Raw genomic sequence first — 14,676 nt, 5'->3', positions numbered from 1 at the left:
AATATAGGCGGGAGCGATCTGCGGAGCGCTGGCACCCGTGCGTCAGCGGCGGGCCCGGATCCGACGTCGATCTTCAGTCGCGAGGAGCCGAGAGGCGAAGTGTGCACGCGCGAGCGCAGCTCGAAAGGCCGTCCATTCCCGACATGACTCGCCCGACGTCGACCAGGCCATCCGACGGCTCGGCAATGCCATCGACGAGGAAGACGACCAGGCTCTGCTCGGCGGCCGAGTACGCCACGTCGCCCGCGCGGTAGTCGTCGACTGGAACTGCTCCAGCGGTGTCGAGGGCGGCGGCGAGCTTGGCCACCTGTGCGGTGCCCATCCGGTCGTCGAGCTCGAGATCGACCGGAAGGCGCTCCTCGAGCTGAGTCGCCGGGATGTTCAGGACCGCGACGGCCTCGGGCGCAGGCCGGTCAGGGATGGCCGAACACGCCGGCGCGCCCGCGAGCAGGAGAGCGGCGACGATCGGTGCGAGCATTCGGAAGGTCATGACCTGAGCATCCGGTCTGTCGAATGCGCGCGGGAGTCCCGGGTCTGAGGTGTCCTCGCAGGGCATCCCACAGCCGGAAGCGCCCGCCTAGCCTTGGGACATGGATCACCGTTCGGAGGTACGCGAATTCCTCATGTCGCGTCGCGCGCGAGTCGAACCCGAGCAGGTCGGCCTCCCCCCCCGGCGGCGACCGCCGGGTACCCGGGCTGCGGCGCGGTGAGGCCGCCGCGCTCGCGGGCGTCAGCGTGGAGTACTACGCGCGCCTGGAGCGCGGCGGACTCGCCGGAGCATCCGACGCCGTGCTGGACGGACTCGCCAAGGCCCTGCTCATGGATGACGCCGAACGCGAGCACCTCTACCGCCTCGCCCGCCGAGCCGACGGCGTCGGAGTGGGACGCCGCACGAGTCGCACGCCTCCGCCCACCTGGCGCCCGTCGGAGAGCATCCAGTGGGTCCTCGACTCGATGACCTCCGCAGCCGCCCTGATCGGCAACGGGCGCACCGACCTGCTCGCATGGAACGCGCTTGGTGGCGCACTGATGGATGAGATGATCACGACCGCGACGACCTCGCCACCGAACTTCGCGCGATTCATCTTCCTGGAGCCGGTCGCGCGCCGGTTCTACCCGGACTGGGACGCCGCCGCGCGCACGAACGTCGCCCAACTCCGCACTGAAGCCGGCCGTGACCCCCACGACAAGCGACTCCACGACCTCGTCGGCGAGCTGTCGACACGGAGCGATCACTTCCGCGAGTTGTGGGGTCGACACGACGTCTGGCACCACGAGACCGGAATCAAGCGCATCCATCACCATGTGGTCGGCGACCTCACGTTGCACTACGACGGGCTCGACCTCGTCGGGCAGCCCGCGGTGCAACTCACCGTGCTCTCCGCCGGGCCCGGATCTCAGGACCAGGATGCTCTCCTCTTGCTCGGAACATGGGCCTCGTCGAATGGCGAGTCGGTTGAACGGTCCGACGCCCGCGACGCCGCGCAGCGCCATCCGCCGACGCGCCGTAGCGGGTGAGCCCGCGGCAGCGTTGGAGTCGCGCCCGCCACGTGCCAGTCACAGCGGGGCCGTGTATCGGATGGGTCAATGGCGCACGCGATAGCGCAGGTGGAGCACTCGGCTGCCGCGGACGACGATGTCTGGGTCTTCCAGCAGGTGCTGCGCGTCGACCGGGCCGAAGTAGCGCTTGCCGGAGCCGAGCACGATGGGTGCGACGTCCATCCGCACCTCGTCGACCAGACCTGCCGCGAGCATCTGGCCGCCGACGTCGCCGGCCGCGATCTCGACAGTGCGGTCACCCGCGAGCTCCCTCGCCTTGGTCACCGCCGCCTCGATGCCGTCGACGAAGTGGAACGAGGCGTTGCGGTCCCAGCCCGCGGGCGCCGGCCGGTGCGTCACGACGACGACGTGGTCGACCCCGCTCGGAGGCGTCCCGTCCCAGCCGTCCGTGATGTCGAAGACGTGGCGGCCCGCGATCGTCACCGCGATCTGGTCCCAGTACGGCCGGATGTGGTCGTAGGACGCTTGCGACACGTTCAGTACGCCGCTGTCGTCCAACGGCACGTCACCGCTGACCAGCCATTCGAACAGTGGACCGGGATCGTCGTTCTCGTCCGCGATGAAGCCGTCCACCGAGACCGACGCGTTCATGACGATGTTGCCCACGGTTCCTCCTCTGTCTGGAGTCCCAAGTCTCGTGTGTCGCGCGTGGTCGCTCTTGTAGGAAATCAATCGGCCGGAAGCGGCCAGCCATCCAGCGCGTGGTCGGGATGTTCGCGGAGGAAGCGTTGCCGGACTTCGACATACCGGGTCGGCGTGAGCCCGGTGAACTCCCGGAACTCGTGGACGAAGTGGGCCTGGTCGAAGTAGCCCGCGCGGGCGGCGACGTCGCTCCAGTCGATCGGTGCGGCCACGTCGATCGCCAACACGGTGAAGGTGAACCGGCAGCTGCGCGCCAGCCGCTTCGGCGTGACGCCGACGATCTCCCTGAACCGCTTCGCCACGTACGTGCTGCTGGCGCGGGCTGTCACGCCGAGGTCGCTGATCGGCACCGCTCCGCCGGTCTCCGCGATGGCGGTGCTCACGTGGCGGACGATGTCCAGGCCGTCGATCGCGCGCATCCGTCGCACCAGTTCTTCTTCGAGCACCATCAGCATCTCGTGCGGTGCGTCCGCCGAGGCCAGTCGGTCGTGCAACTCGGCGACAGCGGACTCGCCCCAGATCTGCTGAACCGTCGCCGGTCGGTCGCACAACTCGGCCGCGGGCATCGGAAGGAACGGTGCCAGCCCCCATGGCTTGAAGTGGACGCCGACGGACCGGGTCGGGGTCGGGTAGCCGAACTCCCACGCACGAGTGGGCGTGGTGACTGCGCAGCCGTCGGCGTATTCCACGACGTCTCCGTCGGTGCCTGTTCCGATGAGAAATGCAGACCCGAGGTTGACGATGAGCAACGGCGCGGGCGCCGCCGGCAGCAACAACCGGGAGTACGGCGGGGCGCCCGCCAAGTAGTAGAGGTCGTCGATCAGCCCGTCCAGCGGCGGACCGGGCACCCTCGACACATACTCCACGATGACATCATCGCCGACGGCCCACCGGGCATCACGCGCTTCGACCGATGCTGTGCACGTCTTCCGTCTGGTGGTACGGACCGCAGGTCGGATGGGTACGTCGGCCGCCGCCGTGCAGACCGGCTGGGACATCCGGTCGTGGCATACTCGCCACCGTGACCCGGAACGCACTCACCGTCGTGCTCGTCAGCGTGCTGACCTTCGGCGGACTCATGGTGATGGTCGAGCTCACGACCCCCGGAGGACTCATCTTCGACCGGCCCGACGATGAGATCGCGGCTCTCGCCGATGAGGCGTACCTCACGGCGGAGGGACGTGAGATCTTCTTCGATGCCCGGCCACGATTCCGCGACGAGGACGAGTTGTCGCAGGCTTGCGACCAGCGCGCATCCGAGCCCGATGACTCCGACGGCGGCACGACGGTCGGGTGCTACAGCGGGTACGACGTCATCTCGATCTTCAGGCCCGACGATGCGCGACTGCGGCCGATGATGGTGACGACGGCCGCGCACGAGCTGCTGCACGCCGTGTACGCCCGGCTGGATCCCGCCGAGCGCGATGAGGTCGATGCGCTCGTCGAGGCGGAGATCGTGCGGGTGCCTGCCGCCGACGTCGTGCACGGACAGATCGCGGCGTCGGTCGGGGACCGGTCCGAGAACCGTGCCAGCGAGCTGTTCGCCTACCTCGGTTCCCAGGTCGAGCTCGACGGCGGGTTCGCCCCCGAGCTCGAGGCCTACTACGCGCGGTACTTCACCGATCGGGATGCACTCGTCGACGTGTTCATCACGTTCGAGTCGGCGCTCGACACAAACGGCGTCGAGTTGGAGAACGACTGGGCGGATGCGGGTCGTTCGTGACGTCGGAGGAAGGACCTGCGGGACGACTCAAGACCCCGGGCCCGCGCGGCGCTCCAGGGCTTCGATGACGGTCTCGGCGATGTCGATGTCGTAGAGCCGCTCGACGCTCTGGAACCCGCCGGGGCTCTCCGCATTGATCTCCACCACCTGGCTGCCGATCACGTCGATGCCCACGAGGAACATGCCATCGGCGACGAGCTTGTCGCCCATCGCCTCGACGATGCCGAGCTCGGCGTCACCGACCTCGAGGGGCACCGAGCGTCCACCGGTGCTGATGTTGGCGCGGGGGTCGTTGCCGCTGGGCACGCGTCGGAAGGCGGCCGGCCTGCCGTCGCGCTCGAGGATGCGGCCGTCGAGCAGGAAGATCCGGGCGTCGCCGTCCTCGGCTCCGTCGATGAACTCCTGGATGATGGCGTAGCCGTCCTGCAGGACCGCCTCCGTCATCTGCGCGAGGTTGGTCTCCTCCGGGCCCTCGATCATGAAGACGTTGCGGCCCTTGGCCCCGTACAGCGGCTTGACGACGCAGTGGCCGACTTCGTCGACGAACCGCTCGATCGCCGCCGGATCTCGTGTCACCAGCGACCGTGGTCGGATCGTCTCGGGGAACTCCTCCAGGTAGAGCTTGCTGGTCGCTCGATGCAGGGTGTTCGGGTCGTTGACCACCGTCACGCCGCGTTCCGCGAGCATCTGTCCGAACACCACGCCCATCGGGCTGGCCCACGGGCGCTCCTGCAGGTCGTCGATCGACTCGTTGCGCAGGACGAGCGCATCCAGCTCATCCATGACGATCCGCTCGGTGTCGCGGGATTTGATCCCCTCCATGAAGCTCGCGAGAGTGTCCTCGCTCTTCCACCTCGCGGCGCGAGCACGCGCCGCGAACAGCCCGTCGCTGCTGCCGAACTCGAGGTCGCCCACGCCGACGTACCAGGTCTCGTGCCCGCTCCTGGCTGCGGCCCTGGCGAGTCGGGTGGTCGTGTACTCGTCGATCTCGGTGTCGACGTCGTTGACGAGGAATGCGAGCCTCATGCCGCCACGCTCCCTTCGTAGAGGTCGGTGACCGTCGCGCCCGCGCGGAGCCTGTCCAGCCGCTCTTGTGCACCGGGCACGTCGAGCCAGCGTGGCCGAACCCACGGCGCATGGAGCACTTCGCGGTCGAGGAGGTCCTGCACCAGGGGGATGTGGTCCAACGCGAGCTTGCCGACGAGCAGGACGTCGAGGCGGCTGCCTTCTGCGATGGCGTCGAGGATGCGCGTGATCCCGCGCAGGTAGATCGCGTCCTTCACCGAACCGCCCCCGACGACGACCCGGATGGCGATGGACCACGCGGTCCGTGCCGGTATGCGGTGGTCGCTCCGCAGCGACTCGAAGATGTCCTGGAAGCCGGCGCCGTCGAGCATCTTGCCGACCGCGACCACTCGCGCCGCGAGCACGCGCAGTCGCCGCGGGTCCAACCCGCCGGTCAGGTACTCGGCGAGCACGGCGAGGCCCTCCTGGGTCTCGTCGTAGCCGGGCAGGCCGATGGTGAGCAGGGTCAGTGGCTGCCGGGCCCCGTTCTGGTACGTGACCACGTGGGTGCCGACCTCGTGGTGCAGCAACGGCTCGACCCGGTCGGCCCGGAAGGCGGCGGACTCCGGGATGAGCAGGTGGCCGAACGACACCATCAGCTCGGAGATGTCGTCCCGGACCTCGACGTTGACCGGGAAGTCCGGGTACACGGCGCGGTAGCGCTCGAACTCCGCACGGGCCGCCTCGGCGAAGGCCCCGGCCGTGACGGTCTGGGTGCTGGGCGCCTGCGGGGGGATCGTCTCGAGCAGCTCCGCCGCCGCCGTGGCCAGCGGGGTGGCCACCGTTCCGTAGAGCTGGAGCGACCCGTAGAGGAACCGTGACGTGTCGCGGTCCTCCAGCGCGGTGATCTGCCGGGCGATCTCGTCTCGCTTCGCCCGGAAGAGCGTGTGCAGCGCGGGGTCGTCCACGTTCTCGACCTGGAGGTCGTACAGGTCACGCTGTGCCAGGTCCGGATCGAAGTCCAACGGACGCAGCCGCAGTGTGGGGGCCGTGCCGAAGTCACTCCGTTCGAAGTCCGTCCACGCCTCCGCCGCGTTGAGTGGCGTGACGTTGACGAGCAGGTTCACGCGACGCTCGATCTCGGTGAGCCGGGCGTCGATCTCGAGTGCGGGCGCCAGCTGCTCGGTCGGTGATGACGTCACGGTCCGTTCATCGTCGTTGCCAGTCATCCGAGTCCCCTTTCCGGTGGTCACACGGTACTTCTCGACCTGGACCACAGAAACCCCTTGCAATCGGGCCTCCGTGGTGTGTGCGGACGAGCATGCACCGAGCCTGCGCCTGCGCCCGCGCCTCCGGCGCGAACGGGGGGTGACCGCCCCGCACCCCCGGGAGTAGCGTGCGGAACACGACATATGCTCATGTTCGGGGCGGCGAGACAGGGGAGCACCATGAAGCGCTCAGTCCTCATCAGCGGCATCGGAGCCGGATTCATGCTGAGCATCAGCGTCGCAGCGCCGGCGTCGGCCGGCCCGGTGCAGATCATCCCCTGGGAGGATTCGTACACCGTCGTCCATGCCGTCGGCGAGGACGGCTGGTGCCCGCCCGACGTCGTCGATTTCGACGTCACCGAGACCTTCGACGGAAGCGGCATCGACCGCATCACCACACAGCGTGACGGCCTCATCCGCTTCGCGGGCACGTACACGACCGATACCGCGTACTCCGCGAACGGCAACACCCTCGTGAATGCTGCTCACGGCAACTATCGCGACGCCGACGTCGTCGACAACGGCGACGGCACCCTCACGATCCACTTCAAGGACGCGAGCTCGACGAAGGTCCGGCTCGACGGGACGTCCCTGTTCCAGAACACCGGCCTTGTCGAAGGCGCCGTGATCTTCGACCACAGCGGCACGCCGGCGGATCCCGATGACGACGAGTTCATCGAGGTCGACGGCCAGATCGGGTTCCACGGCCGATTCGACACCGAGGACCGCGACTTCTGCGAGGACATCGCGACCTACCTCGGCGACTGAGCCGCCTCGTTCGCGGCTCGATTGCCCGGCATCAGCTTGGTGAGATGGGTGGATGCCGCACACCGCGGCGCTGCCCGCGCGCGGCCCGACCTCCGGCCGCGCCGGCGCACCACCACTGGAACACTCCGGTCAGAGGCCGGTCCGGCCTGCTCGACGGTCTCGCGGCGGGGGAGCCGACTCGATTGCGGCGGATCACGCCCCGGATTACACTCCGAGCGAAGCGAGCCTCCCTCGTATCTTGCCTCTCCGTGCCGCCACCGGATTGACTCCGACAGCCCGATGCGACGACGCGATGCCTGGCCCATCGCGTTCCCTCGTCACCGGCAGGATCGAGCGGGACCGGCTGCGAGGAGGCCTCACCATGGGCGTGCACGAGGACGGGATCCTCCTGGGTCGTGCGCGCGAGCGAGAGATGCTGGACGCTCTCGTGACGCAGGCACGAGGCGGTCATGGCGCCGTGCTGGTGATCCGCGGCGAGGCCGGGGTGGGCAAGACGAGCCTCCTGAGCCACTGCGCCGAACACGGTTCGGGCCTCCAACTCCGGCGCACGGCCGGCGTGCAGTCGGAGATGCAGCTGCCGTTCGCGTCCCTGCATCAACTCTGCCGGCCGATCCTCGATCGAGTGGAGTCGATTCCTCCTCCGCAGGCGGTCGCGCTCAGCGTTGCACTGGGGCTCATCGAGGGGGAGACGCCCGACCCGTTCCTCGTGTCGCTCGCCGCGCTCAGCCTCCTCTCCGAGGCGGCCGGGCAGCAGCCCATGCTCTGCCTCATCGATGATGCGCAATGGGTCGACAGCGCCTCGGGACAGGCGCTCGCCTTCGTCGCCAGGCGCCTGCTCGCCGACTCGATCGCGATGGTCTTCGCCGTCCGGGAGCCGACCGCGAACCGCGCACTCGACGGCCTGCCGGAACTGCGGTTGGAAGGACTCGCCGACGACGACGCCCGCGCGCTCCTGCAGACGGTCATCCCCGGCCGACTCGACGCCCGCGTGCGCGATCGACTGCTGACGGAGACCCGTGGCAATCCGCTTGCGCTGCTGGAGCTGCCCCGGCGGCTGAGCTCGACGCAGCTCCCCGGCGCCTTCGTCGTGCGTGACGAACGGGAGCTGCCCGAGCGCATCGAGGAGGCCTTCATCGCTCGCCTGGAGGCGCTCTCGCCGGAAGCGCGGCTCCTGCTCCTCCTCGCGGCAGCCGAGCCGGCGGATGATCCGATCCTGCTCTGGCGCGCCGCGGATCGGCTCGGCATCGACGCCTCGGCCGCCGAGGCGACGGAGGGTGAGGGCCTGCTCACCGTCGACAGCGGCGTGCGGTTCCGGCATCCGCTGGTGCGCTCTGCGATCTACCGCGCGGCGTCGCCGCAGGATCGGCGCGCGGTCCACCTGGCGCTTGCCGAGTCCATCGACCCGACGATCGAGCCCGACCGACGCGCCTGGCACCTCGCGGCGGCGACGATCGGACCGGACGAGACCGTCGCCCGGGAGCTCGAGCGCTCAGCGGGGCGAGCGCGCGCCCGAGGAGGCCTCTCCGCGGCGGCGGCGTTCCTCAGGCGCTCGGTCGAGTTGACGGCCGACCCGACCGCCCGGGCGGAACGCGCCCTCGCGGCTGCTCAGGCGAGCCTGCATGCAGGCGAGTTCGACTCCGCGTCGCACGTGCTCCAGACGGCCGACGAACTCGCGTCCGATGAGCTGCACCGCGCTCGGGCCGACCTGGTGCATGCCCAGATCGCCTCGGCCTCGGGGGCGCTGGACGACGTTCCCGCCCTTCTGCTCGCCGCTGCGGAACGGCTCGAGCCGCTCGATCCGATCCTGGCGCGCGAGGCTTACCTCGATGCATGGGGGGCGGCGCTCTTCGCAGGCGACCGTGCCGGCGCGGACATGCGCGAGGTCTCTCGCGTCGTGCGCGGGCGACGACTCTTCCGAGACGACCAGCACGGCACCGACCTCCTCCTCTACGCGATGTCCGTGCTGATGACCGACGGTCGCGAGGCGGCCGCACCCGCGATCCGTCGCGCGCTCGGCGAGTTCCTCGTCGAGGACCTTCCGGTCGACCGGGGCATGCGGTGGAGCGTCATCGCGTCGGCCGCTGCGCTGGAGACGTGGGACTTCGAGAGCCGGAAGGCGATCACGATGCGGCAGCTGCAGCTGGCGCGAGACGCCGGCGCCCTGACCCCGCTCGCGTTCGGCCTCAACGGTGCTGCGATCACGATGGTCATGACGGGCCAATTCGAAGCCGCCCTCCGGCTCTGCGCCGAAGCGGATGCGGTGAACCAGGCGATCGGCAGTCGGGTTCCTCCATTCGGGGGGATGCTCCTGGGAGCCCTTCGCGGTCGCGAATCCGCGGCCCTCGCCGTGATGGAACAGGCCACGCGGAAGGCCGACGAGAGCGGATCCGGCTTCGGGCTCCAGTGGGCGCATTGGACCCGCGCGATCCTCCTGAACGGCCTGCGGCGCTATGACGAGGCGTTGGATGCCGCTCAACGAGCGTGGGATGCCTGGCCCGACTGGTTCGTCTCGATCTTCGCCTCGGCGGAGCTCATCGAGGCGGCGGCTCGGCTCGGCCAACCGCACCGAGCGGCGGAATCGCTCGAGCGCCTCACGGCGAGCACCAGCGTGGGTGCCACCGAATGGGCGGTCGGAATCGCGGAGCGCTGCGCGGCCCTGCTCAGCGAGACGGCCGAAGCCGAACCGCACTACGTCGCCGCGATCCGATCCCTCGGCACCACCCGATTGCGCCCGGAGCTGGCGCGCACGCACCTCGTGTTCGGCGAATGGCTTCGACGAGAGGGCCGGCGAGTCGACGCCCGGGAGCAGTTGCGGATCGCGCACGCGATGTTCACGGACCTGGGCGCCGAAGGGTTCGCGGAACGCGCTCGGGACGAGCTGCTCGCGACGGGCGAGACGGTCCGAAAACGCACGCCGTCGCAGCACGAGGAGCTCACGCCGCAAGAGGCGCACGTGGCGCGACTGGCCGCTGACGGGAGGACGAACGCGGAGATCGGCGCCACGCTCTACCTGAGTCCCCGCACGGTCGAATGGCATCTCAAGAAGGTCTTCCTCAAGCTCCAGATCAACTCCCGCAGGGCGCTTCGCAACTCGCTCCCCAGTTACGAGGCGGTCGCGGGCTAGCCTCGCACCGGCATGCCGGCCGGGAGCTCGTGGCTCCCGGCCGGCGCGGCGGCGGCCGCGGCCGGCTGCTAGCCGCCGACCACCGAGAGCACCGCCTTGCCGGGCCCGCTCCGCCGGGCGCCGGGCCCGTAGGCGTCGGCACCCTGGGCGAGCGGCAGGACGTCGGAGACGATCGACCGGACGAGCCCGGCGTCCATCAGTCGGCCGATCTCGACCAGCTGCCCGACATCGGGCCGGACGACGAACCAGATCGCCCGTCGACCGTCGACATCGTCGCGCTCCGGTGGGCGCGGGACGGCGATCGACACGAGTCGCCCGCCGGGACGGATCACGTCCCAGGAACGCGACCACGTGTCGCCTCCGACCGTGTCCAGCACCAGGTCCACGTCCGACACCGCGTCCTCGAAGGGCGCCCCGCGGTAGTCGATCACGTCGTCGGCGCCGAGTTCGCCCACGAGGGCACGGTCGCGCGCGGAACTCGTCGCGACGACGCGAGCGCCCCGCCAGCGCGCGAACTGGACCGCGAAGGTCCCGACTCCGCCGGCGGCACCGTGGATGAGCACGCGCTGGCCCGACCGCAGGGCCCCGTGGTCGAAGAGGCCCTGCCACGCCGTCAAGGCCGACAGCGGGACGGCGGCGGCCTCGACGTGCGTGAGCGAGGCGGGCTTGGGCGCGAGCTCGCCGGCGTCGGCCCGGACGGCGACGTACTCCGCGTCTCCACCGTCACGGCGGACGTCCGTGTAGCCGAAGACCTCGTCGCCGACGGCGAAGCCGGCCCCATCGGGCCCGACCGCCTCGACGACCCCCGAGACCTCATGGCCCGGGACGATCGGCGGCACGCGGGGCGTGGCATCATGGTCGAGCCACGCCCCCGGCCAGTCCAGCTCGCCCGGGCTCACGCCGCTGGCGTGCACCCGGACCAGGACATCCTGCGGGCCGAGCCCGGGCGACGGCGCCTCCTCGTAGACGAGGCGGGCGGCGTCGCTCGGGGCGTAGGCGCGGAGTGCGAACATCAGCGCAGCGACCGGAAAGCGGCCCGCACCTCGGCCGTGAAGAGCTCGGGCTCCTCCCAAGCCGCGAAGTGGCCACCGCGGTCGACCTCGTTGAAGTACGTCGTGGTCGGGTAGACGGTCTCGACCCAGGTGCGCGGCGACGGGAAGAGCTCGCCCGGGAAGGTCGTGAACGAGACCGGGACCTGCACAGGCGGCGGCGTGTGGCCGTGCGACGCGGCCAGGAAGCGGCCGAACTCCCAGTACCAGCGGGCGGCCGACGCTCCCGTGCCGGTCAGCCAGTACAGCGTGATGTTGTCCAGGATCTGGTCCCGGTTGAGGTTGCCGACGGGATCGCCGTCGACGAAGGCGCGGCTGATCTTGAGGTAGCTGTCGGTGTCGTGGTCGAGCATCCAGGCTGCGAGGCCGATCGGCGAGTCGAGCAGTGAGTAGCCGATGGTCTGCGGCCGGGTGGACTGCTCGAGGAAGTAGCCGAAGCCGTCCGTGGTGAACGTCTCGAGCGCGGCGTGCGCCGCACGCTCCTGCTCCGACTCGGCCGGGAGGATGTCCTTGACGCCGATCGCGAGGGCGAGCAGGTTCATGTGGATGCCGACCAGTCCGTCGGGGCCCTGGCGGCCCATCGCGTCGGTGACCGCGGCACCGACGTCGCCGCCCTGGGCGACGTACCGCGTGTAGCCGAGGCGCGTCATCAGCTTTCCCCAGGCGCTCGCGATGGGCCCGTTCTCCCAGCCGAGGTCGGTCGGCGCGCCGGAGAAGCCGTAGCCGGGCAGGGACGGCAGCACGACGTGGAACGCGTCGTCGCCGGTGCCGCCGTGCGAGGTGGGGTCGGTCAGCGGTCCGATGGTGTCCAGCAGCTCGAGGACCGAACCCGGCCAGCCGTGCGTCATGATCAGGGGCATCGCGTTCTCATGCCGCGACCTCACGTGGATGAAGTGGATGTCGACCCCGTCGATCTCGGTCGTGAACTGGGGCAGCGCGTTCAACCGTCGTTCGACGCTGCGCCAGTCGTACTCGTCCGACCAGTACCGCGCAAGTGCCTGCAGTGTCTCGAGCTGCACCCCCTGGGAGCGGTCCTGGACGAGTTCCCGGCTCGGGAATCGCGTCGCCGCGACCCGTCGGCGTGCGTCGTCGATCTGTTCCTGCGAGAACTCGACCGTGAAGGGCCGGATGGCGGTGGTGCTGTCGATGATGGTGTTCATGATTTCCTTTCGGTGACCGGGTGCGGTCAGTGACTGCATCGAGATTGCCCGTCGCAGCCGGTTCGTCGCGCCCGTCGTCGCTACTGGTCGGAGCTACGGGGGAGGGAACCCCGGGGTCCGCGCACCCGGGGGCGTCCCGATCGCCGCGTTCACTCGTGTTCGGGCAGCAGCGGCGTCGACCAACCCGGGTCGCGACCGAGTTGCGCCGCTCGCGAGACGGATGCCGCACCGAAGCGATCGCGGACCGCGTCGAGCACCGTGTCGAGGCGCATTCCGTCGTCCCAGTCGAACGGCAGCTCGGGCTGGACGCTGTCGGCGCGAGCCAGTTGCGACAGCGAGACGCCGATCAGGGTGATGCCGCGCTCGGCGATCAGCGGCTGGGCGCCGGCGAGCAACCCCTGCGCGATCGCGACCAGCACCGACGTGCGGTCGGTCGCGGATCGCAGGGTCCGCGATCGAGTGGCCTTCGCGAAGTCGCCGTAGCGGAGCCGCAGCACGACCGTTCGGCACACCCGGTCCTTGTCGCGGAGGCGGCGGGCGAGCCGATCGATGATCTGGGTGAGGATGACGTCCAGTTCCTCGGGCGAGCGCGGGCGGGTGCCGAGCGCGCGTTGCGAACCGATGGAGCCGCGCCGGTGCGTGCTGTCGACCGGACGCGGATCCCGAAGCCGGGCCAGCGCGTGCAGGTGCGCGCCGGTGGCCTTGCCCAGCAGCCGTTCGGCGGCCGCGGCCTCGAGCTCGGCCAGTTGCCCGACCGTGCGGATGCCGAGCCGGTGCAGCTTCTCCGCGGTGACGGCACCGACGCCCCACAACCGTTCGACCGGCAGCGGGAGCAGGAACTCCTGTTCCCGTTCGGGCTCGACCACGAGCAGCCCGTCGGGCTTGCTGACCGCGCTGGCGACCTTCGCCAGGAACTTGGTCCGTGCGATCCCGACCGAGATGGGCAACCCGACCTCGGCACGAACCCGCTTACGCAGGCGCACCGCGATCTGCTCGGGCGTGCCCGCGATGCGACGGAGCCCCCCGACCTCCAGGAACGCCTCGTCGATCGAGAGCCCCTCCACGAGGGGTGTCGTATCGCGGAAGATCGCGAACACGGCCTTGCTGGCGTCCGAGTAGGCGTCCATCCGTGGAGCGACGACGACGGCGTCGGGGCACAGGTCGCGCGCATGCCGGCCGCCCATCGCCGTGCGCACGCCACGGGCCTTCGCCTCGTAACTCGCCGCCAGCACGACACCGCCGCCGACGATGACCGGCCGGCCGCGGAGCTCGGGCGCGTCGCGCTGCTCGACCGAGGCGTAGAAGGCGTCGAGATCCGCATGCAGCACGGTCGCCTCGCCCCGCATCCCGTCCTCCTGCCGTCACCTACTGCGGATCGTCGCATGCACCGGGGACACGGGCCGCCTCGTGCGCCGCGAGTGGCCGACGCGCGCGTCCCGATGCCAGAGTGGACCATGGCCATCGAGCTGAGGTCGCCCTCGGCGGAGGACTACCGCGCATGCCTCGCAGAGACGCCGCGTACCGTCGGCACGGCCGTGGGGCCGATCGAGGTCGCCGAACGCGGGCGGGGCGAGCCGGTGCTCGTGCTCCACGGCACCCTCGGAGGATGGGACCAGGGGCTCGTGTCGGCCGAGTTCCTGCGCGTGAACGGGTACCGGATCATCGCGCCGAGCCGCCCCGGATACCTGGGGACGCCGCTGTCGACGGGACCGACCTTCGCGGAGCAGGGCGATGCGATGGCCGCGCTGCTCGACACGCTCGAGATCGACCGCATCATCGTGTTCGCCGTCTCGGGCGGCGGGCCTGCGGCATACGAGCTCGCAGCTCGGCACCCGCAGCGCGTGAGCCGGCTCGTCCAGGTCGACGGGGTCTGCATTCCCGGCCCGATTCCGAGGGCGGCGACGCAGCTCTTGGCGACGGATGCCGTCGCCAAGGCGCAGCTCTGGTTCCTCACGCACGCGACGAAGCGGACGCTCACCGCACTGTTCCGCGTCGCCGGAAGTGACACCAAGGCGGTCGCGGCGGATCGGGCCGCGCGGCTCGCGGGGGAGCCCGGCAGCACGGCGTCGCTGGAGGCGACGCTTCGCGCGTCCCTCGGTTCAGCACGGCGACGCCAGGGGATGAAGAACGACTTCACCGTGTTCACGCCCGCGCCCCTGGAACGAATCACGTGTCCGACGCTGATCGTGCACGGGCGCTCGGACAAGACGGTTCCGCCCGCGAGCGCCGAGTACGCCCACGAGCACATCGCCGGCGCCGAGCTTCACTGGATGGACGGCTCGCATCTCGCATTCGCGCTCGAGGCCGCCGACACGGCGCCGGCGCACGTCGTGGGCTGGCTCCGTGGCGACGACTGACCTGGTCGGTGTCGGACGTG

Annotated in this window: 12 protein-coding genes and 1 pseudogene; 5 read left to right on the top strand and 8 right to left on the bottom strand. The window is 70.2% G+C overall.

Annotated elements, in window-relative coordinates; genetic code table 11:
• Window positions 1–73 precede the first annotated feature (73 nt).
• Window positions 74–490 carry a cyclophilin-like fold protein gene (locus tag ACWGO8_RS18320; RefSeq protein ID WP_452044381.1) on the bottom strand — a complete coding sequence of 139 codons (417 nt, stop codon included), beginning with the start codon at window positions 488–490 and terminating at the stop codon, window positions 74–76.
• A gap of 100 nt (window positions 491–590) precedes the next feature.
• Between ACWGO8_RS18320 and ACWGO8_RS18315 the strand changes: the two are divergent.
• Window positions 591–1,518, top strand: a pseudogene (locus ACWGO8_RS18315) (helix-turn-helix transcriptional regulator).
• A 66-nt stretch (window positions 1,519–1,584) separates the two neighbouring features.
• Here ACWGO8_RS18315 and ACWGO8_RS18310 read toward each other — a convergent pair.
• Window positions 1,585–2,166 (bottom strand): dihydrofolate reductase family protein, encoded by a 582-nt coding sequence (locus ACWGO8_RS18310; RefSeq protein ID WP_452044380.1) that lies wholly within the window; start codon window positions 2,164–2,166, stop codon window positions 1,585–1,587.
• Window positions 2,167–2,228: 62 nt separating this feature from the next.
• Window positions 2,229–3,068: a helix-turn-helix domain-containing protein gene (locus tag ACWGO8_RS18305; protein ID WP_452044379.1), complete on the bottom strand. Its 840-nt coding sequence runs from the start codon at window positions 3,066–3,068 to the stop codon at window positions 2,229–2,231.
• Window positions 3,069–3,223: 155 nt separating this feature from the next.
• Between ACWGO8_RS18305 and ACWGO8_RS18300 the strand changes: the two genes are divergently transcribed.
• Entirely contained in the window at window positions 3,224–3,925 is a 702-nt protein-coding gene (locus ACWGO8_RS18300; RefSeq protein WP_452044378.1) for a hypothetical protein, read from the top strand.
• Between the two features lie 27 nt (window positions 3,926–3,952).
• Here ACWGO8_RS18300 and ACWGO8_RS18295 read toward each other — a convergent pair whose 3' ends face one another.
• Together ACWGO8_RS18295 and ACWGO8_RS18290 are read right to left on the bottom strand one after the other, a co-directional pair.
• Entirely contained in the window at window positions 3,953–4,951 is a 999-nt protein-coding gene (locus ACWGO8_RS18295) for an ATP-grasp domain-containing protein (protein WP_452044377.1), read from the bottom strand.
• Complete coding sequence (locus ACWGO8_RS18290) at window positions 4,948–6,132, bottom strand: flavohemoglobin expression-modulating QEGLA motif protein (RefSeq protein ID WP_452044376.1); 1,185 nt, start codon at window positions 6,130–6,132, stop codon at window positions 4,948–4,950. Before ACWGO8_RS18290 ends, ACWGO8_RS18295 begins: the two co-directional genes overlap by 4 nt.
• Before the next feature lie 246 nt (window positions 6,133–6,378).
• Here ACWGO8_RS18290 and ACWGO8_RS18285 point away from each other — a divergent pair, with 246 nt between their 5' ends.
• Both ACWGO8_RS18285 and ACWGO8_RS18280 read left to right on the top strand, forming a co-directional pair.
• On the top strand, window positions 6,379–6,966 hold the full coding sequence (locus ACWGO8_RS18285) for a hypothetical protein (protein WP_452044375.1): 588 nt from the start codon (window positions 6,379–6,381) through the stop codon (window positions 6,964–6,966).
• A gap of 361 nt (window positions 6,967–7,327) precedes the next feature.
• Entirely contained in the window at window positions 7,328–10,090 is a 2,763-nt protein-coding gene (locus tag ACWGO8_RS18280) for an AAA family ATPase (RefSeq protein WP_452044374.1), read from the top strand.
• A 68-nt stretch (window positions 10,091–10,158) separates the two neighbouring features.
• On the opposite strand, the gene ACWGO8_RS18275 is transcribed toward ACWGO8_RS18280, so the two are convergent.
• The 3 genes from ACWGO8_RS18275 to dinB all read right to left on the bottom strand — a co-directional run bounded on the left by ACWGO8_RS18275 (window position 10,159) and on the right by dinB (window position 13,645).
• Window positions 10,159–11,103: an NADP-dependent oxidoreductase gene (locus tag ACWGO8_RS18275; protein ID WP_452044373.1), complete on the bottom strand. Its 945-nt coding sequence runs from the start codon at window positions 11,101–11,103 to the stop codon at window positions 10,159–10,161.
• Window positions 11,103–12,299, bottom strand: coding sequence for an epoxide hydrolase family protein (locus ACWGO8_RS18270; RefSeq protein WP_452044372.1), 1,197 nt, complete (start codon window positions 12,297–12,299; stop codon window positions 11,103–11,105). Before ACWGO8_RS18270 ends, ACWGO8_RS18275 begins: the two co-directional genes overlap by 1 nt.
• 149 nt (window positions 12,300–12,448) lie before the next feature.
• Window positions 12,449–13,645 carry a DNA polymerase IV gene (gene dinB / locus ACWGO8_RS18265; protein WP_452044371.1) on the bottom strand — a complete coding sequence of 399 codons (1,197 nt, stop codon included), beginning with the start codon at window positions 13,643–13,645 and terminating at the stop codon, window positions 12,449–12,451.
• 108 nt (window positions 13,646–13,753) lie between these two features.
• Here dinB and ACWGO8_RS18260 point away from each other — a divergent pair, with 108 nt between their 5' ends.
• Complete coding sequence (locus tag ACWGO8_RS18260; protein ID WP_452044370.1) at window positions 13,754–14,656, top strand: alpha/beta fold hydrolase; 903 nt, start codon at window positions 13,754–13,756, stop codon at window positions 14,654–14,656.
• The last annotated feature ends 20 nt before the right edge of the window (window positions 14,657–14,676 follow it).

It is taken from the genome of Agromyces sp. NPDC055661 (assembly GCF_053618135.1).
The sequence above is the reverse complement of the archived record's forward strand: the minus strand, read 5'-3'. Positions and strand labels throughout refer to the sequence as shown.